The sequence below is a fragment of the Microbulbifer hainanensis genome, from assembly GCF_014904735.1.
GTDB lineage: Bacteria > Pseudomonadota > Gammaproteobacteria > Pseudomonadales > Cellvibrionaceae > Microbulbifer > Microbulbifer hainanensis.
On record NZ_JACZCR010000057.1, the window covers coordinates 58,657 to 81,758 of the forward strand.

Consider the following 23,102-nt stretch of genomic DNA (forward strand, 5'->3'; position numbering starts at 1 on the left):
ATTCGCTTCAGCCGCGAATCATCTGCAGCAGCTCTTCGGTTTTGGCCTGCATCAGCGCCTCATCGCCGCGGGACTCGACATTCAGCCGCACCACCGGTTCAGTGTTGGACATACGCAGATTGAAACGCCAGTCGGCAAAGGCGACACTGAGGCCGTCCACATGCTCGACGCTCTCCGCATCCGGCGCGTATTTTTCTTCCGCCTGCTTCAGCAGTGCCGCCGCGTCAGCTACCTTCGAATTGATCTCACCGGAGCAGGGGAAGGCGGCCATGCGCTCGCCCACCAGTTGCGACAGTGACTTGCCGCTGCTGCTCACCAGTTCGGCCACCAGCAGCCAGGGAATCATGCCGCTGTCGCAGTAGGCGAAGTCGCGGAAGTAATGATGTGCGCTCATCTCGCCGCCGTAGATGGCGTCTTCCTTGCGCATGCGCTCCTTGATGAAGGCATGACCGGTCTTGCTCTCGACCGGCTCACCACCATTGGCGCGGACAATGTCCTGGGTATTCCACACTAGGCGCGGGTCGTGCACTACCTTGCTGCCCGGGTGCTTGCGCAGGAATGCCTCGGCCAGCAGGCCGACCACATAATAACCCTCGATAAAATCGCCACTTTCGTCGAAAAAGAAGCAGCGGTCGAAATCACCGTCCCAGGCAATACCGAAGTCGGCACCGCTCGCGCGGACGGCCTCTGCGGTAGCGCTGCGGTTTTCCGGCAGGATCGGGTTGGGGATACCGTTGGGGAAATTGCCGTCCGGCTCGTGGTGCACCCGCACGAATTCGAACGGCAGGTGCGGTGCCAGCGCATCGACGACAGCGCCAGCGCCACCGTTGCCGGCATTGACTACCAGCTTCAGCGGCTTCAACGTCGCGGCGTCGACATAGCCCAGCAAATGCTGCACGAAATCGTCGCGGTGGGCGAAGGTGTGCAATTCACCGCGCTTTTCCACCGGCGCAAAATTGTTCTCTTCCGCCAGACGCTTGATGTCGAGCAGGCCGGTATCGCCGCTGATCGGGCGGCTGCCTGCGCGCACGAATTTCATGCCGTTGTAATCCATCGGATTGTGGCTGGCCGTCACACAAATACCGCCGTCGAAGTCGCTGTGGAAAGTGGTGAAGTAGACCTCCTCGGTACCGCATTCACCGATGTGAAACACATCGGCACCGGCATCGCGCAGGCCGTTGACCAGCGCATCGGTCAACTCGCCGCTGGTCAGGCGAATATCGTGTCCGACGACCACGCGGCGGGCTCCCAGAAACTGGGCAAAGGCGCGGCCCACGCGGTAAGCCACATCGGTATTCAGTTCATCGGGGACGCGGCCACGCAGGTCGTAGGCCTTGAAACAGGTCAGTTCTGCCATCTCTTCCATCTTTTTTTGTAGTTACTTCAACAATATTTATGCGTTTTCCAGCTCGGCCTGCGCCGGCAGGTAGACATTCTGGTAAACGTGATTGGTGGCCTCGATAAAACCATCCACGGAACCGCAGTCGAAGCGGCGCCCCTGAAAGTTGTAGGCAAGCACGCAGCCGCGCTGGGCCTGGGCGAGCAATGCGTCGGTAATCTGCACTTCGCCGTTCTTGCCCGGGGGCGTCTCGCGAATCAGGTCAAAAATATCCGGCGTCAGGATATAGCGGCCGATAATCGCCATATTGCTGGGCGCGTCTTCCGCAGCCGGCTTTTCCACCATGTCGGTGACCTGGTACAGGCCCGGCTTGATTTCGTTACCGGCGATTACGCCGAATTTGTGGATATCCTCCTGCGGAACCTCCTCAACGGCAACGATGCTGCAGCGGAACTGCTTGTACAGCTGCACCATCTGCGCCAGCACACCGATTTCCTCATTCAGGCACAGGTCGTCCGCCAACACGACGGCAAAAGGCTCGTCGCCGACGAGGCGCTGCCCCTGCAGGATTGCATCGCCGAGACCGCGCATTTCGCCCTGGCGAGTATAGGAGAAGCTCGCCTTGTCGATTACCCGGCGCACGCTGTCGAGGTACTTTTCTTTGCCTGTACCCGAAATCTGGTGCTCAAGTTCAAAGTTGGTGTCGAAATGGTCTTCAATGGCGCGCTTGCCGCGACCGGTCACAAAACCGATTTCCGTCAGGCCGGCTTCAATGGCCTCCTCGACGCCGTACTGCACCAGTGGCTTGTTGACCAGCGGCAGCATTTCCTTGGGCATGGCCTTGGTGGCCGGCAGAAAGCGGGTGCCGTAACCGGCCACCGGGAAAAGACATTTTTTCAACATTTTTTATCCCCAACAGAATTCTTGACGGCGCTCCCCCGCGCCGGATTCAGCAAGTTACCACAATTTGATTACAGCCTTCACTCACAGGCCCTTACAGCTGGCGCCAGCGGACAAAAACAGTGCACCAACCCAATAAAAAGTCAGCAACTCGCGTGCCAGATGATCAAAACCAATACATAGGACAGGTTAAAGCCAGACTATTGTTCCAGTTGCGGGTCACAAAAAGCACCATGACCGACTGGACAAGCTATCCTCAGTCTTTAGAATGCCCGCTCTTGCAAAAACGCCCATACCATGTGGCGCGAACACCCAAAAACGGGAACAAAATGAGTAATTTCGTTCAAAAAAGCAGCTACACCAAAGAAGAGCTTCTGGAATGCTCACGCGGTGAGATGTTCGGCCCGGGTAACGCCCAGCTGCCGGCCCCCAACATGTTGATGCTCGACCGCATCACCCACGTTTCCAAGGATGGCGGCGCCTACGGCAAGGGCGAACTGATCGCCGAGCTCGATATTCACCCGGATCTGTGGTTTTTCGAGTGCCATTTCCCCGGCGACCCGGTTATGCCCGGCTGTTTGGGGCTCGACGCCATGTGGCAGCTGCTTGGCTACTTCCTGGCATGGAAAGGCAATCCCGGCCGGGGCCGCGCTCTGGGCTGCGGTGAAGTGAAATTTACCGGTCAAATACTGCCAACTGCCAAGAAGGTTACCTACCATATCCAGATGAGCCGGCTGGTCGAGCGCAAGCTGGTGATGGGTATTGGCGACGGCTCCGTTTCTGTGGATGGTCGCGAGATCTACACCGCCAAAGACCTGCGCGTGGGCCTGTTCACCCGTACAGACAATTTCTAAGTCGCGCCGGGCTGGCGTAACTTAGATAAGTCCGTTCGGAACCAGTCCCAACAAAAATAACAAAGTACACTGTCGAAAAGCTTTACTGGAGATCACTATGCGACGGGTAGTCGTTACCGGCATGGGCATTGCGTCCTGCATCGGCACCAACACCAAAGAGGTGACCGAATCCCTCAAGGCGGGCCGCAGTGGCATCCGCTTTCAGGAGGAGTACCGGGAGCTGGGCCTGCGCAGCCAGGTGGCCTGCCCGGTGGACATCGATTTCAAGGATCATATCGATCGCAAGCATCTGCGCTTTATGGGCGATTCCGCTGCCTACGCGTATATCTCGATGCAGGAAGCCATCGCCATGTCCGGCCTCGAGGAGAGCGACATCTCCAATCCCCGCACCGGCCTCGTCATGGGCTCCGGTGGCACCTCGACGCGCGAGATCATTGAGGCCGCGCAGACCCTCAAGGAGAAGGGCGTCCGCCGCGTGGGCGCCTTCCGCGTGCCCCAGGTCATGGGCAGCACCGTTTCCGCCTGCCTGGCGACGCCGTTCAAGATCAAGGGCGTCAACTACAGCATTTCCTCCGCCTGCGCGACCAGTGCACACTGCATCGGCAACGGCGCCGAGCAGATTCTGATGGGCAAACAGGATATCGTCTTCGCTGGCGGTGGCGAGGAGCTGGCCTGGAGCCTGACTCACCTGTTCGACGCCATGGGCGCCCTGTCCACCAAGTACAACGACACCCCGGAGCGGGCCTCGCGCCCCTACGATGCCGATCGCGATGGATTCGTGATCGCCGGCGGCGGCGGCTGCGTAGTACTGGAGGAGCTGGAGCACGCGAAAGCCCGCGGTGCCACCATCTATGCCGAACTGACCGGCTACGGCGCAACCTCAGACGGCTACGATATGGTCGCCCCCAGCGGTGAAGGAGCGGTGCGCTGCATGCAACAGGCCCTGGCGGGACTCGACGGCAATGGCCTGCAGGGCTCCGTCGACTATATCAACACCCACGGAACTTCGACCCCGGTGGGCGACGTGGCCGAACTGAAGGCGCTACGTGAAGTTTTCGGCGATAAGGTACCGGCGTTTGCCTCCACCAAATCCCTGACCGGCCACTCCCTCGGCGCCGCCGGCGTACAGGAAGCCATCTACAGCCTGCTGATGATGCAAAACGGCTTTATCGCCGCTTCCGCCAATGTGGAAAATCGCGATGAAGCCGCCGCGGGCATGGACTTGGTCACCGAACTGCGCGAAGCCGAGGTCAAGCGTGCCATGTCCAACAGCTTCGGCTTTGGCGGTACCAATGCCTGCCTGATCTTCGACAAGGTCTGATCGACCCAGGCGGACCGGTCGGAGAAACAGCGCCGACCAACACAAAAAAGGCGAACCCGCACAGGGTTCGCCTTTTTTATTGCCGCGAGACTTTAGTAACTGCTAACCGCGCGCTAGGAATCGTTGTCCAGCCGCTCGAGCCACAGCTCGACTTGGCGGGTGAGTCCCTGGCGCCAACTGCGCTGCTGGATGCCAAACACATCGCGCACCTTGCCGCAGGCGAGGACGACACTGGCATCCTCCTCCTCGGGCAGCGCGCTCAGCTGCACCTCCAGATCTTCGTCATAAAAAGACTGTGCCCGCTCGACTACTTCGCGGGCAAACTCCAGAGCCGTACAGGTATCGGAAGCGCCGTAGTGATAAATGCCCGCGGTGGGCGCACCGCTCGCGAGCTGCTGCGCCATCGCCACCACGACCCGGGTCAGGTCGTTGACGGTTACCGGGCTGCCACGACTCTGGTCATCCAGCGAAATCGGCTGGCGCGCCACCAGACCGCGCAATATGCGCCCGAGCAGCGCGTCTTCGTTGCGGTCAATCATCCAGCCGAGGCGCAATATGCTCAGGGTCCTGCATTCCACCAGCGCCTGCTCGCAGGCGAGCCACTGCAGCCCCGCTTCTGAACTGGGCGCCGGCTCATCTTCCTCGTCGTAGCGCTTGCGCGCGCCGCCGGCAAAGACCTGGTAGGAGGACAGGTGCAGCAGGCAGCAGTCTTTCTGGGCCAGCTCGCGGCATACACGCAGCGCCTCGCCCATGGCCTGGCCACCGGCGCAGGCGCTGACATTGATCACAATCGCACCGGGGCGCAGCTCTTCGAGCTGATCGACACCCAGCAACTGCACACGAAAGCCAACGCGCTGCAGGCGCTTCTGCAGCGCGCCGTCAATCCCACTGCCGGCGCCGATGACGGCCACCGAATCCGGCTGGTAGCCGGTGTGATGCTCTGGCACGGTGATAGAGCGACTTAGAAGGGAATGTCGTCGTCAAAGCTGTTGTCGAAGCCACCGGCAGGCGCCTGGTTCGACGGCTGGCTTGCGGGCTGGTTGGACGGCGCCATCGGCGAGGGAGCGGAGCGCCCCTGGTTGAAGGAATCGGAACCGCCCTGCTGGTAGCCACCACCCTGCTGGCCGTAACCGCCACCCTGCTGCTGGTCGTAACCGCCCTGGCCGCCGCCAAAGCCGCCACCCTGCTCACCGCGACCATCGAGCATCTGCATTTCGCTGGCGACGATTTCGGTGGTGTAGCGGTCCTGGCCGGAATTCTTGTCCTGCCATTTGCGAGTGCGCAGGGAACCCTCGATATAGACTTTGGAGCCCTTGCGCAGGTATTCGCCGGCGATCTCCGCCAGGCGATTGAAGAACACCACGCGGTGCCATTCAGTGCGTTCCTGCTGCTGGCCAGTCTGCTTGTCCTTCCAGCTCTCGGAGGTCGCCAGGTTGACGTTGGTCACCGCCCCGCCGCTCGGCATATAACGGGTTTCCGGGTCTGCGCCCAGATTGCCGATCAGAATTACTTTGTTGATACCCCGGGCCATGGCCTTCTCCTAGTCGTGTCTTGCTGCCCGATTTTGAGCCGGGCCGATAATCTGAAAACTGCTGAATATTAACCCGGCAAGCGACCGCCTGCGGGTTAAAAATGCTGGGTTGAACAACACCGCCCGGGAAACGGGCAGTGTATTTTTGTCCAGCAGCATACAACAGACGCCGCTGCTTATTAAGACGTCAATTTGACCGGTGCGCCGCAATCCGTTTAACCGGCTTGCGTCTGGGGGGAGTGGTCCCGCAACAGCCACCACAGCAGTGCCCACAACAGCAGCACGACAAAGCCCATCACCGCCACTGCGCTGGCGCCGCCGTGACCAAACAGGTCACCGCCGAGGCTGCCCCCGGCGAAAGTACCAAGGAACTGCAGAGTGGCGTAGAGGCCGGTGGCGGCGCCGCGGGCCTCGGGGGGCGCGGCGCGAGTCAGCTGCGCCGGCAACAGCGCCTCGAGCAGGTTGAAGGCGATAAAGAACACTGCCAGCAGGGCAATCATGGCGGCACCGCCGAACCCGGGCAGCAGAGCCAGGCTACCCGCGCCCAGGCCGAGCAGCCCCAGCCCCAGGGCCTGGGGTACGCGCCCACTGCGCTCCGCCATGCGCATCAACGGCAGCATTATCAGGAAGGCGCCCGCCATCAGCGGGCCGTACAGCCGCCAGTGCTCGGCACTGGGTAGGCCGAGCCGATCCACCAGCAGCAGCGGCAGCGGCACGAACAGCGAGGTCAGCAACAGGTGGGAGAAGAACACCCCGCCGACCAGCTTCCAGGTCCCGGGGCTCTGCAGTAGCTTGCGGAAATTGCCACGACGCACACCGATATGGCGCTCTCCCGGAGGGGGTGTCGGCACCAACCGCCACACGATCAGTATTCCCACAAGCGCCATTACCGCGGTGACCCAGAATATCGCCGACAAACCACCGGCGCCGGCCAGCGCCGGACCAATAATCACCGCCAGCATAAACGCCACGCCGATGGAGGCGCCGATTACCGCCATGGCCTTGCCGCGGTTCTCATCGCGGGTCAGGTCCGCCACCAGGGCCATAGTGGCCGCGGCGATGGCACCACAGCCCTGCAGCACACGCCCGGCTATCAGGCCGTAGACAGAGTCCGTCTGCGCGGCCACCACACTGCCCAGGGCGAACAGCAGCAGGCCGATGTAGATCACCGGCTTGCGCCCCAGCCGGTCGGACAGGGTGCCCATCGGCATCTGCAGCAGGGCCTGGCTCAGACCGTAGGCGCCGAGGGCAAAGCCCAGCAGCGCCGGCGTGCTGTGCTGGTAACCGGTACCGTATACCGTCAGCACCGGCAGCACCATAAACAGGCCGAGCATGCGGAAGACATAGAGAGAAGCGAGACCCGCGAGGGCGCGACGTTCAGTAGGATTCATAGGGTGATCCCAAGTACAACGTTATCGGGCGCGCATTGTATCAGCGCCGCTCGGGCCCACGCGAATGCGGATATTGCGCTAGGATCTGCCGTAATCGTCGTCGAAACGCACGATATCGTCTTCACCGAGATAGCTACCCGACTGCACCTCGATCAGTTCCAGCGGGATGGTGCCCGGATTCTCGAGTCGGTGTACCACCCCCAGCGGGATATAAGTGGACTGGTTCTCGCTGATCAGCAGCTCTTCTTCACCCCGGGTCACCTTGGCGGTGCCGCGGACGACGATCCAGTGCTCGGCGCGATGGTGGTGCATCTGCAGGGACAGCTGCTGCCCCGGCTTTACCACGATGCGCTTCACCTGGAAGCGCGGCCCCCCGTCGATGGAATCGTAGTAACCCCATGGGCGATAGACCTTGCGGTGGCTCTGGGCCTCGCTGCGCTGGTCCAGCTTCAGGCGCTGCACCAGCTTCTTCACGTCCTGGACCCGATGCTTGTCGGCGATCAGCACCGCGTCGTCAGTGTCGACGACCACCAGGTCGCTGACCCCCAGCAGGCTCACCAGGCGGTTGTCGGCGCGGACCAGACAGCCGTCGGAGGATTCCGCCAGCACGTCGCCGTGCAGCAGGTTGTCGTTTTCGTCTTTCTCGGCCAGTTCCCACAGGGCAGACCAGGAACCCACGTCGCTCCAGCCGGCATCCATCGGCACGATAGCGGCGGATTCGGTCTTTTCCATCACCGCGTAATCCACCGAGTCATCGGGGCAGGCGGCAAAGGCGTCGCCGTCGACACGGGTAAAATCCAGATCCCGCGCGGCGCCGGCATAGGCGGCGCGACAGGCCTCGAGCATGTCCGGCCGGTGCTCGCCCAGCTCCTCGATATAGCGCGATGCGCGGAACAGGAACATACCGCTGTTCCAGCTGTATTCACCGCTGGCCAGATAGCCTTCCGCGGTCTCCGCGTCCGGCTTTTCGACAAACTCGGCCACTCTCCAGGCGTCCGCCTGCAGTCCCTCGCCGCGACGGATATAGCCGTAGCCGGTCTCGGCGCGGGTCGGCACTATGCCGAAGGTCACCAGATTGCCCTGCCGCGCCAGCTCCGCCGCCGGGGCCACCGCCTGCTGGAAAGCCGATACATCGGCCACCGCGTGGTCTGCCGGAAGGACGAGCAGCAGGGGATCCCCGCCCTCCTCCAGCGCAGCCAGAGCCGCCAGCGCAATGGCCGGTGCGGTGTTGCGGGCACAGGGTTCCAGCAGTATCGACTGCGGCGCGCGGCCTATTTCCTGCAGCTGTTCGGCTGCGGCGAACCGGTGTGCCTCGTTGCACACCAGAATCGGGGCCTGCAGATCGGGCAGACCGTCGAGGCGCTTCGCCGTGGCCTGCAGCATCGTCTCGTTGCCGGCCAGCGGCAGGAACTGTTTCGGGTAGGCTTCGCGGGAGAGCGGCCATAGGCGCGAGCCGGTGCCGCCGCAGAGAATCACTGGAATCATGTCGGAGAATCTGTATTTAACTTTATGCAATGGGACCAATTCTGGCACAGTCGGGCGCGCGGTCCTACGAAACCATCGTATCAGTGCAACGCGAGCAGGTGTGGACGCCCATCCGCCTCCCGCCAACCAACGGTTTTGGATGGGGCCCGGCACTTTGGCTTATACTTGCCGGTTTTTCCGGCCAACGTTAGCAGGTAGAGCGTGGACACGATTTATGTACGGGGTGCGCGCACCCACAACCTGAAGAATATCGATCTGGATATTCCCCGCGACAAGCTGATCGTGATCACCGGACTGTCCGGGTCGGGCAAGTCCTCCCTCGCGTTCGACACCCTCTATGCCGAGGGACAGCGGCGCTATGTGGAATCGCTGTCCACTTACGCGCGCCAGTTCCTGTCGATGATGGAAAAGCCCGATGTGGATACGGTGGAGGGGCTGTCCCCGGCGATCTCCATCGAGCAGAAGTCCACGTCCCACAACCCCCGCTCCACCGTCGGCACCATCACCGAGATCTACGACTACCTGCGCCTGCTGTTCGCCCGCGTCGGCGAGCCGCGCTGCCCGGATCACGGTGAACCGCTGCAGGCCCAGACCATCAGCCAGATGGTGGACCAGGTGCTGGCGCTGCCGGAGGGCACCAAGGTTATGCTGCTGGCTCCGATCGTGCGCGACCGCAAAGGTGAGCACCTGCACGTATTCGAGCAGCTGCGCCGCGACGGTTTCGTGCGCGCACGAATCGACGGCGTGGTCTGCGACCTCGACGACACCCCCAAGCTGGACAAGCGCAAGAAGCACACGGTCGAAGTGGTGGTGGACCGCTTCAAGGTCCGCGAAGACCTGCAGCTGCGCCTGGCCGAGTCTTTTGAGACCGCACTCAACCTGACCGACGGCATCGCCTCGATCAGCTTTATGGAAGGCAAGCAGGACGAGCGCCTGTTCTCCGCGCGACATGCCTGCCCGGTATGCGATTACTCACTCAATGAACTGGAGCCGCGACTCTTCTCGTTCAACAACCCCGCCGGCGCCTGCCCCAGCTGTGACGGTCTCGGGGTCAAGCAGTTCTTCGATGAAGACAAGGTGATCCTCGACCCGGAGAGCAGCATCTCCGAGGGCGCCATCCGCGGCTGGGATCGGCGCAACATCTACTACTACCACATGCTCGACTCCCTGGCCGAGCACTACGGCTTCGACCTGGACAAGCCGTGGACGAAGCTGCGCAAGCGCGATCGCGACGTAATCCTGCACGGCAGCGGCGATACGCCGATCGATTTCAGCTATGTGAACGACCGTGGCGATGTCACCGTGCGCCGGCACACCTTCGAGGGCATCATCCCCAACTTCCAGCGCCGCTATCGCGATACCGAATCCCAGTCGGTGCGCGACGAGCTGGCGAAATTCCTCAGCACCCAGAGCTGTCCGGATTGCGAGGGCACGCGCCTGCGCCGCGAGGCGCGCAACGTGTTTGTCGACGACCGCACCCTGGCGCAGATCACCGGGCTGCCGGTGGGCGATGCGTTTGATTACTTCGATCACCAGCTGCAGTTCCAGGGCGCACAGAAAGAAATTGCAGATAAGATTCTCAAGGAGCTGCGCGACCGCTTCCGCTTTCTCGTGGACGTGGGCCTGAATTACCTGACCCTGAACCGCAGTGCCGAGACCCTGTCCGGCGGTGAGGCCCAGCGTATCCGCCTCGCCAGCCAGATCGGCGCCGGTCTCGTCGGCGTCATGTACATTCTCGATGAGCCCTCCATCGGCCTGCACCAGCGCGACAACGAGCGCCTGCTGGCCACCCTCACGCACCTGCGCGATATCGGCAACACAGTCATCGTGGTCGAACACGATGAAGACGCCATCCGCAGTGCCGATTATCTGGTGGATATCGGCCCCGGTGCCGGCGTGCACGGCGGCGAAGTGGTCGTGGCTGGCACCGCGGACGAGGTGGCCCAGTGTGAGCGCTCGCTCACCGGCCAGTACCTGTCCGGCGTGAAGAAAATTGCCGTGCCGGAGGAGCGCTATGTCGCCGACCCGGACTACATGCTGTGTATCGACGGCGCCAGCGGCAACAACCTGCAAGACGTCAACCTGGAAATCCCGGTGGGCCTGTTCACCTGCGTCACTGGCGTATCTGGCTCCGGCAAGTCCACGCTGATCAACGCCACCCTGTATCCGCTCGCGGCCACGGCGCTGAACAAGGCCACCACACTGAAGGCAGCGTCCCACAAAGCGGTGCACGGCCTGGAACATTTCGACAAGTGCGTCGACATCGACCAGAGCCCCATCGGCCGCACCCCGCGCTCCAACCCGGCGACCTATACCGGCATCTTCACGCCGATCCGCGACCTGTTTGCCGGCACCCAGGAGGCGCGCTCGCGCGGCTACAAACCCGGCCGCTTCAGTTTCAATGTCAAGGGCGGCCGCTGCGAGGCCTGCCAGGGCGACGGCGTTATCAAGGTGGAAATGCACTTCCTGCCGGATATCTACGTGCCCTGCGACACGTGTAAGGGCAAACGCTACAACCGCGAGACGCTGGAAGTGCACTACAAGGGCAAGAATATCCACGAAGTGCTGGAGATGACTGTCGAAGACGCACGCGAATTCTTCGACCCGGTGCCGGCAATCGCCAAGAAACTGCAGACGCTGATGGACGTGGGCCTGTCGTACATCAAGCTGGGCCAGGCGGCCACGACCCTGTCCGGCGGCGAGGCGCAGCGGGTCAAGCTGTCCCGCGAGCTGTCCAAGCGGGACACCGGCCAGACCCTGTATATCCTCGACGAACCCACCACCGGCTTGCACTTTGCCGATATCCAGCTGCTGCTCGACGTGCTGCACCGGCTGCGCGACCACGGCAACACTATCGTGGTGATCGAACACAACCTGGATGTGATCAAGACTGCGGACTGGATTGTCGATCTGGGGCCGGAGGGCGGTTCCGGTGGCGGGCAGATTATCGCTACCGGCACACCGGAAGACGTGGCCGACAACGAGCGCTCGCACACCGGACGTTTCCTTAAACCCATGCTCGGCTGATCCCGGAGGCTCCGCCAAGTGGCGGAGCCTCCTGACAACCGGCAAAGGCAATAAAAATTAAGAAACTGCCATGAAATTTTTCACCCAGGAAAGGCTCAACCTTCTTATCGCTATATGCGCCGTGCTGATTTCCGGCGCGTCCTTTTATGCAACCTACCTGCAGGCAAACGCTGCGGAAAAACAGGTTCACGCCATGACCCTGCCGCTGGTGAATTTCGAGAACAGCAACCTCGATTCCGGCAACCGCAGCCCGCAAATTACCTTCTCACTGAAGAACAGCGGTATCGGTCCCGCGCTGGTGCAGGCATTTGAGATCGAATACAAAGGCGAAACCTATCGCGATATCAACTCGCTGCTCTCCACCTGCTGCAATTACGACAAATACCGCGAGACCCTGCGCGCGGCTACCAATAACTTCAGTGAAGTGGGCGGCCACATGGGCGAGATCGATGGGGCAATGATCACCAGTAACGTTGTCAATTCAATTATCCCGGGCCAGTCGAGCCTCGACTTCATGACGCTGCCCTACGGCAATACCAGCCGGGAACTGTGGGAAACAATCAACCGCGAGCGCATTCGCTTCAGCGTGAAAACCTGCTATTGCTCGCTGCTGGGAGAGTGTTACTGGTCCGGCTCCGGCGGCGTCCCCGCGGAGACAAAGTCCTGCCCGCGCGACACCTGAAGCCCCACTACCTGTAAAGCGATGCAGAAAACCCGCACACAGACCTGCGCGGCGCGCACAGCCCATGGTCCGCCCCAGGCGGGCTGAACTGAGCAAGGAAAACCCATGTTAGAAACCGAAAGACTGCTGCTGAGAAAGTTCACCCTCGACGACGCGGAGGAATACTTCCAGCTGAATGCCAACGCGGATGTAGTGCGCTACACCGGCCAGGCCCCGTTCACATCCGTGGACGAAGCGGTTGCTGTACTGAAATCGGCACCGCTGCGCGACTACCAGATTCACGGATTCGGCCGCCTGGCCTGTATCAACAAGCGTAGCGGCCGGCTGATCGGCTTCTGCGGCCTCAAATACCTGGCGGAACTCGACGAAATTGATATCGGCTACCGCTTCCTGCCCGAGTTCTGGGGCCGCGGTCTGGCCACGGAGTCCTCTCTACCGGTGATGGAATACGGGCGCAACGTGCTGGGCCTGAAACGGATTATCGGCCTAGTCGAGCCGGACAACATCGGCTCGGTCAATGTCCTGAAGAAACTGGGTCTGGCATTCGAGCGCAAGGTCAGCCTGGATCCGGCAGAGACAGAAATGGACCTCTACGCCTAGCCAGCACCGGCCCGGAGGCCGCCCCGGGCTGCAATTGCACGTTAATCACTCCCCCTGTCCCTTTGCGGCATTCTGCCGATAACGCCGCGACGAGTGCTTGAGCAGATCCACCCGCTCGAGGTACAGATCCCCTGTGCTCGCTATCGAAAAGTCCCGCCCGACCCGTGCAGTGCGGCGCGGCGCGCTTGCATCCAGGATGGCCGCCTTATAGGGGCCCTTTCGGCATAGCTACAGTGCATCCAAATCCGTGCCCTGCCACCTCTAACCTGTTAGCGTCACGATTCGTGCCACAAGTCATTCTCCAAAGGTCACGCTCATGTCTACAACTGAGCCTCTCTCCACAGATAAGCTGCTCGGTCCGCGAATCCTCCGTAAAATATCGGGCAATGGATTTTCAGTGCAGCTAGCTGAATACCCAGCTGGTCACCGACAAAAATGGCACAGCCACAACCACCACGGCATCAGCTTTCTGATTTCAGGGGGAATACGCGAGCGTGTGCGCCGATCCGAAGAAAGTGCGGTGCCTTTTAGCCTGGTAATCAAACCGGCAGAAGTGTCACACTGCGATTGGGTAGGCCCCAGGGGCGCACGGCTCGTTCAGGTAAAGTTCGAGGAAGACTGCCAACTCTGGCCTGATTCGTCGATAGACGCACCCCAAGACTGGCGCTGGCTGCACAAAGGTCCAGCTCTCAGAGAGATGGTCAGCCTGCTCGCCCTGCTGTTATCAAATTCCAGTATTGCTAATACCGTCGCCGAAGAAGAGATCGTTAATCTCCTTACAGGAGTTACAGACATCGAGGCCGCAGCACCGGGACCTGCACCCACCTGGTTGCACGCAATCAAACAACAGCTGGACGACACCCCGCAGGCCTTACTCAGTGTACGCCAGCTTGCCGACCAGGCCGGTGTGCATGCGGTCTATCTTTCTCGCGCCTTCCGGCGTTATTACGGCACCTCCATTACCCAATACCGCAAACGTGCGCGCTTTTGCCTTGCCGCAGCTACCCTAAGCGGCTCAGGCAATAATCTCTGCGAAATTGCGCATGCCTGCGGCTATACCGACCACGCCCACTTCTGCCGCGACCTCCGCGCCCTGACGGGATCGAGACCCAGCTCAATCCGAGACCTGCTATATCGGGTTTCATCTGTACAAGAAAAGCACTCCCGAGCGCACTTAGAATTGGCAACGATTGAATGACAACATAACCAGGTCAGAAATAGGGACTTTTCAACATGATGCCAGTAAGAGCCATTAGCTTTTTCATGATTTTCCTGCTGGGAGCATGCGCACAGGCAGCCGATTGGCGCGGGGATGTGACCGACTTCGGTGATCGCCTGGTGGCACAAGGCGCGGTACCGGGCATGGGTGTGGCAGTGATTCGGGGCGACCAGGTCGTGTATCGACACGGCTTTGGCATAGCGGATGTAAATTCCGGCCGCAAGGTGGATAACGATACTTACTTTTACATCGCTTCGAGCACCAAAGCCCTGACCGCGACGGCCACCGCCCTCAAAGCCGCACGCGACGAACTCGATTTAAGTGCACCAATTACCGACTATTTGCCAGAACTAAAAGGCACCGTCTGGGATTCACAGCGGGTGACGCTGGACGACCTACTGGCCATGCGCCACGGAATGGAAGACCGCTGGCCAGTCGTTTTCCGCACAGCCTACAGTGGGGACTTTACCCGCGCCAAATTGCTAGAGCTACTCAAGGACTACCAACCTGCGGAACGCGGCAAAAGTTTCGAATACAACAACCTCGGCTATAACATGCTCGGCTTGATACTCGGCCGAAAAGAAAAGAACAGCTGGAAACAGGCAGTTGAAAGCGAAGTCCTGGTGCCGCTGCAGATGTCGCAGACCACAGCGGATTTGTCCGGGCTTCCGGAACAGCGAGTAGCCCTCCCCCATACCATTGCCACAAGCCCAGCCAGTCGTATTCCGTTGCTCAAGGCAGATGCGAACCTGCACGCAGCAGGGGGACATTTTTCCACAGCCTCCAGCCTCGCCCGCTTTGTCGCGGCACACATCAGCGGAGGCATTATCGAAGGAAAACGCCTTTTACCCGAACGGCCGCTGCTGCTGACACAAACCCAGCACTCGCAGCAGGATCGGCAATTTGGCGACTATCATCGCACCGGCTGGGGTTACGGATGGGACATCGGGGACTATGAGGGTGAGCGATTGCTACACCGTTTCGGTTCTTTCGCCGGTTACCGGGCTCACATGTCATTGATGCCGGACCACTCCATTGGTGTGGTGGTACTTGCCAACGCCAATACGCCCGCAGTCGACCTGATGGCCAACTATATCTATGCACAACTGCTTGACCGGGACGGGGTGACGGAGCGTTTTGCCAGCAAGCTGAAGGAATTCGAAAGCCGGCTGGCGACCTATCGGGAGCACTATAAGACTGATTTACAGAAGCGCAAACAGCGATCTTCCGCCCTTGCCCATCAATTAAAAACCTATACCGGCACCTTCCAGAACGCCGAACTCGGCACAATGGTATGGCACCTTCGCAAGACGGGACTGGAAGTGCGCATGGGAATTGCACACTCTGCCGCCGAAATATATAACGCCGCGGATAATGAATTTCGCATCGAGGTGACCGGCCGCGGCAGTGTCGCGCACTTTCTTTTCGACGCCTCCGGCAATGTCACCGGGGTACGTTTTCTCGAGCGCGTGTTTGCAAAGCAACCCTGAGAGCCACACAGGCCGGATCAATTGGTTGCATTCGGCCGATAGCGCCTCGACAGATGCTTTAACAGCTCTGCCCGCTCTAAATACACATCCCGCAATTCCTCCCGGACAAAGAGTTCGGCCTGATCCGCATAATGCGGCGAGGTTGTATCGAGTGTGGCAGAGCCAAAATTGTGTATTGCTCGCGAGTGTACCTTGCCGCTGCGATCCCAGGACACCACCATGATAAAACTGTCGCCGGCCCTGTTTTCAAACTGCCTGAGGTTATTCAGTGGGCCACCGTAGACGGCGCGCAACGTATCGGGACCGCCGCTCAGCGGCCAGCTGTGTTCACCGCGCACATGACGATTGATCTCACCGAATGGGACTTCGATAGTGCCGTAGAATTCGTAGAGCTGGTCGACCGTTTCTTTAAAGGCGCGGTCAATTACCGCGAAATCCGCTTTCTGTCCGTGCGCCTCCTGAATCGGCTCCAGGGTTAACACCGCCAGCGCCGCGTGCGTATCCTCCTTGTCGGTGGAGAGGTCCCAGTCCGCCAGAAATTTCAGCGCGTCGCGGTATCTGCTCTGCCCGAATTGGGCTGGTTTTTCTGCCCGCAGCCATTGACGCAACTGCCGCACCTGGTAGGAGGCCGGATTATAGTGGTTGTCGAATTTCAATCGCATGAAGTCCTCTGCCGAGATCTTCTCACGTGCGCCGTAAAGCGCCTCAATCTGCAACGCCCGATTAGTGACAACTTTTTCAATGCCCATGGATGGAGGAAAGTTTTCTGCCCAGGCATCGTCGTCGCCATCGGTGGCCTGGAACGGCGGGTTGTTGGCGTTGTAGACCAGACCGCTTTTCGGGTTCAGGGTTTTCGGCATCCTTCGGAAGTCCCGATAACCATGCCAGATTACGTCTGAGCGGTCGCCGGGCAGGTATTTACTCCAGTCCCACCCCTCGCTGCGCGCAGGGAACATCGCATTGTAGTAGTGGCCGATATTGCCCTCCCGATCCGCGTAAACGTAGTTGATGCTGGGCATGGCCTGCATTTTCAGCGCGGCCTCGAATTCGGATTTGTTCGTGGCCTTGTTCAGCGCCAGCATAAAGTCCAGAGTGCGTACTTCGCCCATGCCGGCCCAGCGCACGGCGTAGCTGCCGTATTCGGTCTGGAATACCGGCCCCTGCTCAGCGATCAGGATCTCCTTGTTAAACGTCCAGTGCAGCGGGCCGAACAGCTTCACGCGGATTTTAGCCTCGCGCCTATCAAAGTTATGCCACTGCCCGTCCAGCAGGTATTGGTCCGGGTGTTGCGGATTGATCGTCAACTGGTAGATATCCACCAGGTCTGGCTTGTTGACGGTATTGGCCCACCCCAGGTATTCGTTGTGGCCGTGAATGATGACCGGCGCCCCCGGGAATGTGCCCCCGGTCATATTCCAGCCTTGCAGGGAATGAACCTGTGCCTCGTACCAGGCCACGGGACCGGTCAGTGGCTGGTGGGAGTTGACCAGCAACCGGGTAGCGCCATCGCTGGAGCGACTTGGTGCGACAGCGATGCCCTGGCTGCCGGTTGGCAGCGACTGCTGCGGGACCCAGGCCAGGCTGTCCTCGCCATTCTTGGCAACTTCATGAGGTGCTTTCGGGTCAAGCAATTCGCCCAGCACCTTGTCGAAGCCGTAAAACATCGGCGTCTTGAAAGTAAAACCTGCCACCAGATCCTCACCGACGACCGGCAACAGGTAGCGCGATACCGCTTCAGGGTGCTGAGCGGCGTACAAGTTGAGGCCCGCCGCATAGGCTTCAGCCACGGCTCGCGCCTCCGGCGACAGTTGCGAATAACCGCTGGAAACCGCGGGCCAGATCCCCATCCACAGCGCCAGGTAATCCGTCTTCGCGGCCGACAAACCCTTTTCCGCCGCAAGGCTGCCACGAGTGGCAAGAATCACGCTCTGAATGGTGGCAAAGTCGTCCTCTGCGTGGGCATAGGCGAGCCCAAATGCAGCATCGGCATCAGTTTCACCGTATATATGTGGCACACCCCAGTTGTCCCGCAAAATTTCGACGTCGAACGCGCGAGCCTCGGCAACATAGTCGCGCTCGGACAACTGTGTCGCCATTGGCGCGGGTAAGTCCAGGTAGGCAATCCCAAATACACCGGCGAGCAACAACAGGAGCCCGGTCAGGATCCGCGATGTCTGTTTCATTCGGCCCTCTTCTTTATCGTTATTGGGCTCCAGTGTCTCCAAACAGGTCGACTGGGTAAACCGTTCAATCCGGACAATTTGCCCACTACTTAACAGGACGCAGCGGCGGATCGATCGTGTTCCGGGCCTTAATCCGCACAGCAATACCCGGAGCATACCCACCCGGACCACACGAGAGCAGAGCATTCTTTGGCGCCAGCCTCTGGAAGGCCCGATCAGACAAACTAGACTGCAGGCAGCATCACCCTTGGCTGCAATCTGATGTTCCCGACCGCCGCCAAAGCCAGCATGGAGAACTACCCGCCAGGCATTGTCGGGCCGGCGGAAACGGCGACTACTTCCGCAATGAAAGCACACAACAAACATGTCGAATAAGCTCAACCCCGTAGCGGTCTGGGCCCTCGCCGCTGGCGGCATGGTAGGCGGCGGGATCTACACCGTACTAGGGGTTGTCATCGCGGTTTCTGCCCAGTGGAGCTGGCTGGCGTTTGCCTACATCGGAATTCTCGCCATTACCTCCACCTACAGTTACGTTTTCCTGTCGAACAAGTTCGCGGAAAGTGGCGGAGCCTTTGCCTTTCTGGAGAGAACCGTGGCTCAGGGCCTGGCGGGCAGCCTGGCGTGGACACTGATCCTGGGCTACGTACTCACTATTTCGGTCTATGCTTTCGTGTTCGGCCACTACCTGTCGTTTGCCTTCCACGGCAACCCATTGATGATACGGCTACTGGCCGGCGGTATCGTCGCGGCGCTGATTGCCCTCAATCTGGCCGGGGTGGGCAAAATGACCAAGGTGGAGATCACTATTGTCTCCGCGAATCTTCTGATGTTGCTGGCGCTGGGGGTTTACGGCCTCGGGCAATGGGACTCCACTAAACTGGTTTCCGGTATAGAGCCACGGCCACTGTGGTCGGGCCTTTTTGGGGGCGCGGCGATATTCATGGCCTATGAGGGCTTCCAGCTATTGAGCTATGAGTACGACAAAATCAAGGATCCGCAGAAATACTTCATGCCGGTCCTTATCAGTGCCACCTGCTTCGTGGTGCTCCTCTACATCATCGTAACCCTCGGGGCGAGCTTTCTTGGAGGCGCAACCTCACTGGTGGATTTCAAGGAAATTGCCCTTTCCATCGCCGCCAAGAAAGCCTTCGGTACCGTCGGAGTCATAGTGATTACCGTGGCCGCCTGCTTTGCCACTGCGGCAGCAATAAACTCTACTCTGTTTTCAACCGCGCAGCTGTCGAAGCGTATCGCCGATGAAAATGAGCTACCCGAGTGGTTCCGACACACCAACAGTAACAACATACCCGACCGCTCGATTATTTTACTGGGGGCACTGGCGGGCCTGCTCGCCGTAATCGGTTCCCTGAGCTCACTGGTGGAGGCTGCAAGTCTCGTGTTTGTCACTACTTTCGGCATCGTCAACTGGCTATGCCTGAAGGAGCGCGAGAGTATCAAGTGGATTCCGACCGTGGGAATATTTATCGCCGTTACCACCGCTTTGTCACTGCTTTTCCGACTCGCCGTCTCTAAACCGGTACCGCTTGGGGCCCTGGTCCTCGTGATCCTGCTGATCCTACTGGGACGTCCCCAGTTGCTAAAACATACCGGGAGCTAGATAAAATGGTCTATACCGGAGGAACCAAACCGGCCAGCGCCGGCCTGCTGCTTCTCGCCATCACAGTTACTGTCGCGCTGGCATCCTGTGGCCAGTCCGGCCAGCAAAAACCCGCGCGACTCCGTCTGGGCAACTTCCTTTGGGAAACCGATCAGGTAAAAATCGCTCTCTACAGGGACTCAGAGCAGCAGAAGAATGCCACTCTCAGCTACGGCAAACTATCCGATTACCAGGCACTAAAGCCGGGCCGCTACCGGATGCGGGTGGCCGCTGGGGACCACGACATTCTGGAAAAAACTTTTGGCCTGGGCAGCGGGGAGGCCTATACACTGATCATTGCCGGTATCGCGAGCGGTGCACCAGAACTAAATAAGGAAACTTTGAACAAGAAGTTGCACACCTTCGTAGAAGGTAGCATCGCGCGAACATCCAATGGCTACCTGCCACAAATGTTGCTTATCAACGATTTTTTCGTGGAGGAGAAAGAGACGGGCCAATTCCGCATCATCAACTTGATGCCAGGCACCACATGTCTCCATGGAAAACTGATGAACGAAAGCAAGAATGAACTTTCTTCGACGCTCGAGTATTTTCACGGGAGTCCCTCGCAGCCCGTGTCCACGGGCGATCTGGAGCTAGAACTGTCTTTCAGCGGCTCACCACTCAAATTCAGCGAGCAAACGGTGACTATCCGCGAACGGGCGCTAAACAGCTTTTTCATCATCCCCCGTAAAGGACACTACCTTACATCGCCCGTGGTAGTGAGAGGCGTCACTGAAAATTCCCCTTAAGCGAGGAGATCAGCAGAAAGGAACCCGCAGGCGCGGCAAAGCGACCATGCCCCTCCATCCAATACGGGTACGCGGCGTACTAGACATCCGCGTTCAGTTTCGCGAGCTTGCCGCCCATGAGATTCGAGTATCTGCCAATGGATACCGAGGTCAGTCGCATCTGTCCCGTCGATCTCCCCGATTCTGTGATTCAATTATCTTTTTCACTGTACGACTGGTACGTCTATGATGACCACCCGGTTTTGGTGCGTATTTGTCTAGACCGGATGGAATTTCTTCACTACGCTCGGAGCGTTTTACCCAGTAGGCGAATCGGACACGCGTCCAAATCTCGCGGTCGATAGAGGGTGGAAGTTTTGTATCGTTGTCCCCTGCGGTACGGCTTGGCGTCGCTGGTTTGGCGCAGTCCAGAGAGAAAATACTCTGATTAATCCAAGGGGATTAAAAATGATAAGAACGCTCCGCACCACATCGCTGGCGCTCGTCGCCAGTTCCGCAATCTTCAGTAGCAACCTGTACGCAGAACCCGGTGATTACAGTTTCTGGGCCACGCTGGTCAACCTGGCTTCGCCCGACAAAGCCAATGCGAAAGTCACCGAAGCGCAGACCGAGGGCATGTACCCGCTGACCATGGACGACCCCGGCTTCGACGATAATTTCGATCCGGCGGACTACGACAACTGGCAGAAAGTCGATGTACCCGTGAGCAGTGGTGCCATGTGTGGAAATGGCTCACCCTACAAGTTTTTCGTCAACCGCGTGCCGGATACCAGCAACACCATTTTCTACTTCGAAGGCGGCGGCGCCTGCTGGGATTATGCAAGCTGCTCCGGGCAGGCCGGGATACGCGGTGCACGCAACCCGAACGGCATTCCGGATGACTATGTACAGAACATCAACCTGCTCGATTTCGAGAACTCTTCCAACCTGGCCACCGCGGCAGTGTCGCCGCTGATCTACACCCATCATCCCTACAACCAGTTTAAAACCGGCGAGTGGAATCTTGTCTATGTGCCCTACTGCACTGGTGATATTTATGTCGGTGACAAAACGGAAGTCTACACCGACCCGACCGGGCAGAACCCGGACCTGATCTGGCACCACAACGGGCTACGCAACGTGCAGGCGGTGGTCTCGTGGGTAAAGAACAATCTGCAGAAACCCAAGCAGATGGTCGCGGCGGGGTGCAGTGCCGGCAGTATCGGCGCACTGCTGAATTACTCGAAACTGCGCCAGGATATGAATGTCGACTACGGCTACCTGATCGACGACTCGGGCCCGCTGTACCGCGCGCCACTGGATAGCACCGACAAGGACACCTACCCGTCCCTGCCACTACATCACGAGGTGCTGGATTCCTGGACGACTTTCACTCCCGACGACGACCCGGATGCGGTAAACCCGATCAATATGCTCGCCCAAATCACTCCGGGATTTGATAATAACGAACTCGCCTCTCTCTACGTCGCCCTGTCGAACAAATTCCCCGGCGACCGGCTGGGTGTTACGCACTTCCTCGCCGATGGTAACTTCTCGTCCTATTCCTACGAACGCTTTCACGAGGATATCTATAATGATCCCGATGCGGATTCGCGACTGAATAAATTGCGCCAGAAGTGGCAGCAGGACACCTTTACCAACCTGATCCCTGAGCTGCAACAGACGGCCAACTGGGGCTATTACTTCCCGATGTACCGGGATTTCAACGAGAGCCACTGCACGACGATTCTCGATCTGGAATATGGGGAAATCGCCGAGCACGGTCTGGTACTCAGGGACTTCCTCGATAACATCGTCAATTACCAAGGCGGCGCAATGATCCGCGCCTATGAAAGCGACCAGGTTTCCGATTTCGAAAACAATCACAACTGGTTCTACGATCTGGTGGGCGGGCTGCTGTAATTTACCACTGACGCGGGTTGCCGATCGCGCATTTCAGCAATCCGCGTTATTGGAGCAGACGCTCTCGCGCTTCCCGCAAGCGCTGCCGCAAATACTCCTGTCGAGTCGTGCCCTGCGGAAATGCATCCATCTTCTGCACTTCGGCAACGATGCGCTGCTCTTCGGCCTTGTATGCAGCAAAGCCCGGCACCTGCTCATAGGGATCGTATGCCTGGGCGCTCTGCAGCGAGCGACTGCGGTATTCCTCAACCAGCGCCTGTGAAGCCTGCTCGAACTCTGCCTGACTATCACTGTTGCGCTCGAGCCACTCGAGCTTGAGCGCCAGCGCCTCATAGGCGAGTATCCGCCCCTCGCCCTCGATGCCCTCGATAAGCTGCCAGACCTGCTCGTCTGAAAGTCCGGAATTACCTCCGCTGAAATAATCTGCCAGCGCCTGCTTCTCCCGCTCGCGGTCGAAATAGGTCTGTACCCGCGGGTTGTCCAGCAAGGCAGCCAGCGCCTCTTCGGACATCCCTTCAGGCAGCTCACCTTCTGGCAAGGCTTCCTGGACCGCCCCCATTTCCGTGGTGAGGTGCGCGGCCGATCTTTCAAGGGTTGAAGAATCAGCAAACACCGGCGCGCGGCTCCACCAGTCCCCCAGCATATGGATGCCGCCATACAGGAGCGCCGGCACCACAATCCAGGCAGCTCCGCGAAGTTTCTTTAACATTATTTAGTTCCGCATTTGTGCGCTCACGCCCAGTTAACCACAGGGTGTGTGACGCGGAAA

The 23,102-nt window shown here is 59.6% G+C and carries 18 protein-coding genes; 10 read left to right on the top strand and 8 right to left on the bottom strand.

The window, feature by feature from the left end; genetic code table 11:
- Window positions 1-7: 7 nt before the first annotated feature.
- Together IG168_RS19885 and galU are read right to left on the bottom strand one after the other, a co-directional pair.
- Window positions 8-1,357 carry a phosphohexomutase domain-containing protein gene (locus IG168_RS19885; protein ID WP_193166358.1) on the bottom strand — a complete coding sequence of 450 codons (1,350 nt, stop codon included), beginning with the start codon at window positions 1,355-1,357 and terminating at the stop codon, window positions 8-10.
- 36 nt (window positions 1,358-1,393) lie between these two features.
- Entirely contained in the window at window positions 1,394-2,242 is an 849-nt protein-coding gene (gene galU, locus IG168_RS19890; protein ID WP_193166359.1) for a UTP--glucose-1-phosphate uridylyltransferase GalU, read from the bottom strand.
- A gap of 326 nt (window positions 2,243-2,568) precedes the next feature.
- Between galU and fabA the strand changes: the two genes are divergently transcribed.
- Both fabA and fabB read left to right on the top strand, forming a co-directional pair.
- A complete protein-coding gene (gene fabA / locus IG168_RS19895; protein WP_193166360.1) occupies window positions 2,569-3,093 on the top strand; it encodes a 3-hydroxyacyl-[acyl-carrier-protein] dehydratase FabA in 525 nt (174 codons plus the stop codon).
- Window positions 3,094-3,190: 97 nt separating this feature from the next.
- Window positions 3,191-4,414 carry a beta-ketoacyl-ACP synthase I gene (gene fabB, locus IG168_RS19900; RefSeq protein WP_193166361.1) on the top strand — a complete coding sequence of 408 codons (1,224 nt, stop codon included), beginning with the start codon at window positions 3,191-3,193 and terminating at the stop codon, window positions 4,412-4,414.
- A 113-nt stretch (window positions 4,415-4,527) separates the two neighbouring features.
- Here the strand turns inward: fabB and IG168_RS19905 are convergent, their stop codons facing one another.
- The 4 genes from IG168_RS19905 to IG168_RS19920 form a co-directional block, all read right to left on the bottom strand.
- Entirely contained in the window at window positions 4,528-5,361 is an 834-nt protein-coding gene (locus IG168_RS19905) for a sugar nucleotide-binding protein (protein WP_193166362.1), read from the bottom strand.
- A 14-nt stretch (window positions 5,362-5,375) separates the two neighbouring features.
- Complete coding sequence (gene ssb, locus IG168_RS19910; RefSeq protein ID WP_193166363.1) at window positions 5,376-5,945, bottom strand: single-stranded DNA-binding protein; 570 nt, start codon at window positions 5,943-5,945, stop codon at window positions 5,376-5,378.
- Window positions 5,946-6,160: 215 nt separating this feature from the next.
- Window positions 6,161-7,336: an MFS transporter gene (locus tag IG168_RS19915; protein ID WP_193166364.1), complete on the bottom strand. Its 1,176-nt coding sequence runs from the start codon at window positions 7,334-7,336 to the stop codon at window positions 6,161-6,163.
- 78 nt (window positions 7,337-7,414) lie between these two features.
- Complete coding sequence (locus tag IG168_RS19920; protein ID WP_193166365.1) at window positions 7,415-8,821, bottom strand: mannose-1-phosphate guanylyltransferase/mannose-6-phosphate isomerase; 1,407 nt, start codon at window positions 8,819-8,821, stop codon at window positions 7,415-7,417.
- Between the two features lie 201 nt (window positions 8,822-9,022).
- Between IG168_RS19920 and uvrA the strand changes: the two genes are divergently transcribed.
- The 5 genes from uvrA to IG168_RS19945 all read left to right on the top strand — a co-directional run bounded on the left by uvrA (window position 9,023) and on the right by IG168_RS19945 (window position 15,839).
- On the top strand, window positions 9,023-11,848 hold the full coding sequence (gene uvrA / locus IG168_RS19925) for an excinuclease ABC subunit UvrA (RefSeq protein ID WP_193166366.1): 2,826 nt from the start codon (window positions 9,023-9,025) through the stop codon (window positions 11,846-11,848).
- 70 nt (window positions 11,849-11,918) lie between these two features.
- Window positions 11,919-12,530: a hypothetical protein gene (locus IG168_RS19930; protein ID WP_193166367.1), complete on the top strand. Its 612-nt coding sequence runs from the start codon at window positions 11,919-11,921 to the stop codon at window positions 12,528-12,530.
- A 105-nt stretch (window positions 12,531-12,635) separates the two neighbouring features.
- A complete protein-coding gene (locus IG168_RS19935) occupies window positions 12,636-13,130 on the top strand; it encodes a GNAT family N-acetyltransferase (RefSeq protein ID WP_193166368.1) in 495 nt (164 codons plus the stop codon).
- Window positions 13,131-13,446: 316 nt separating this feature from the next.
- Window positions 13,447-14,328 carry a helix-turn-helix domain-containing protein gene (locus IG168_RS19940; protein WP_193166369.1) on the top strand — a complete coding sequence of 294 codons (882 nt, stop codon included), beginning with the start codon at window positions 13,447-13,449 and terminating at the stop codon, window positions 14,326-14,328.
- A gap of 35 nt (window positions 14,329-14,363) precedes the next feature.
- Window positions 14,364-15,839, top strand: a complete 1,476-nt coding sequence (locus IG168_RS19945) for a serine hydrolase (RefSeq protein ID WP_193166370.1) — start codon at window positions 14,364-14,366, stop codon at window positions 15,837-15,839.
- Between the two features lie 17 nt (window positions 15,840-15,856).
- On the opposite strand, the gene IG168_RS19950 is transcribed toward IG168_RS19945, so the two are convergent.
- The gene (locus tag IG168_RS19950; protein WP_193166371.1) at window positions 15,857-18,022 is read right to left on the bottom strand and encodes a penicillin acylase family protein; all 2,166 of its coding nucleotides are present in this window, start codon (window positions 18,020-18,022) and stop codon (window positions 15,857-15,859) included.
- Between the two features lie 364 nt (window positions 18,023-18,386).
- Here IG168_RS19950 and IG168_RS19955 point away from each other — a divergent pair, with 364 nt between their 5' ends.
- The 3 genes from IG168_RS19955 to IG168_RS19965 all read left to right on the top strand — a co-directional run bounded on the left by IG168_RS19955 (window position 18,387) and on the right by IG168_RS19965 (window position 22,333).
- A complete protein-coding gene (locus IG168_RS19955) occupies window positions 18,387-19,640 on the top strand; it encodes an APC family permease (protein WP_193166372.1) in 1,254 nt (417 codons plus the stop codon).
- Window positions 19,641-19,645: 5 nt separating this feature from the next.
- On the top strand, window positions 19,646-20,431 hold the full coding sequence (locus IG168_RS19960) for a DUF4397 domain-containing protein (RefSeq protein WP_193166373.1): 786 nt from the start codon (window positions 19,646-19,648) through the stop codon (window positions 20,429-20,431).
- Between the two features lie 447 nt (window positions 20,432-20,878).
- Window positions 20,879-22,333, top strand: coding sequence for a pectin acetylesterase-family hydrolase (locus IG168_RS19965; protein WP_193166374.1), 1,455 nt, complete (start codon window positions 20,879-20,881; stop codon window positions 22,331-22,333).
- Window positions 22,334-22,379: 46 nt separating this feature from the next.
- Here IG168_RS19965 and IG168_RS19970 read toward each other — a convergent pair whose 3' ends face one another.
- Complete coding sequence (locus tag IG168_RS19970) at window positions 22,380-23,042, bottom strand: hypothetical protein (protein WP_193166375.1); 663 nt, start codon at window positions 23,040-23,042, stop codon at window positions 22,380-22,382.
- Window positions 23,043-23,102 lie beyond the last annotated feature (60 nt).

Bases quoted from the DNA above. Each gene is read 5' to 3' on its own strand.
- IG168_RS19885 (WP_193166358.1), bottom strand. From the start codon at position 1,357: ATGGCAGAACTGACCTGTTTCAAGGCCTACGACCTGCGTGGCCGCGTC.
- galU (WP_193166359.1), bottom strand. From the start codon at position 2,242: ATGTTGAAAAAATGTCTTTTCCCGGTGGCCGGTTACGGCACCCGCTTT.
- fabA (WP_193166360.1), top strand. From the start codon at position 2,569: ATGAGTAATTTCGTTCAAAAAAGCAGCTACACCAAAGAAGAGCTTCTG.
- fabB (WP_193166361.1), top strand. From the start codon at position 3,191: ATGCGACGGGTAGTCGTTACCGGCATGGGCATTGCGTCCTGCATCGGC.
- ssb (WP_193166363.1), bottom strand. From the start codon at position 5,945: ATGGCCCGGGGTATCAACAAAGTAATTCTGATCGGCAATCTGGGCGCA.
- IG168_RS19915 (WP_193166364.1), bottom strand. From the start codon at position 7,336: ATGAATCCTACTGAACGTCGCGCCCTCGCGGGTCTCGCTTCTCTCTAT.
- IG168_RS19920 (WP_193166365.1), bottom strand. From the start codon at position 8,821: ATGATTCCAGTGATTCTCTGCGGCGGCACCGGCTCGCGCCTATGGCCG.
- IG168_RS19930 (WP_193166367.1), top strand. From the start codon at position 11,919: ATGAAATTTTTCACCCAGGAAAGGCTCAACCTTCTTATCGCTATATGC.
- IG168_RS19935 (WP_193166368.1), top strand. From the start codon at position 12,636: ATGTTAGAAACCGAAAGACTGCTGCTGAGAAAGTTCACCCTCGACGAC.
- IG168_RS19940 (WP_193166369.1), top strand. From the start codon at position 13,447: ATGTCTACAACTGAGCCTCTCTCCACAGATAAGCTGCTCGGTCCGCGA.
- IG168_RS19945 (WP_193166370.1), top strand. From the start codon at position 14,364: ATGATGCCAGTAAGAGCCATTAGCTTTTTCATGATTTTCCTGCTGGGA.
- IG168_RS19950 (WP_193166371.1), bottom strand. From the start codon at position 18,022: ATGAAACAGACATCGCGGATCCTGACCGGGCTCCTGTTGTTGCTCGCC.
- IG168_RS19955 (WP_193166372.1), top strand. From the start codon at position 18,387: ATGTCGAATAAGCTCAACCCCGTAGCGGTCTGGGCCCTCGCCGCTGGC.
- IG168_RS19960 (WP_193166373.1), top strand. From the start codon at position 19,646: ATGGTCTATACCGGAGGAACCAAACCGGCCAGCGCCGGCCTGCTGCTT.
- IG168_RS19965 (WP_193166374.1), top strand. From the start codon at position 20,879: ATGATAAGAACGCTCCGCACCACATCGCTGGCGCTCGTCGCCAGTTCC.
- IG168_RS19970 (WP_193166375.1), bottom strand. From the start codon at position 23,042: ATGTTAAAGAAACTTCGCGGAGCTGCCTGGATTGTGGTGCCGGCGCTC.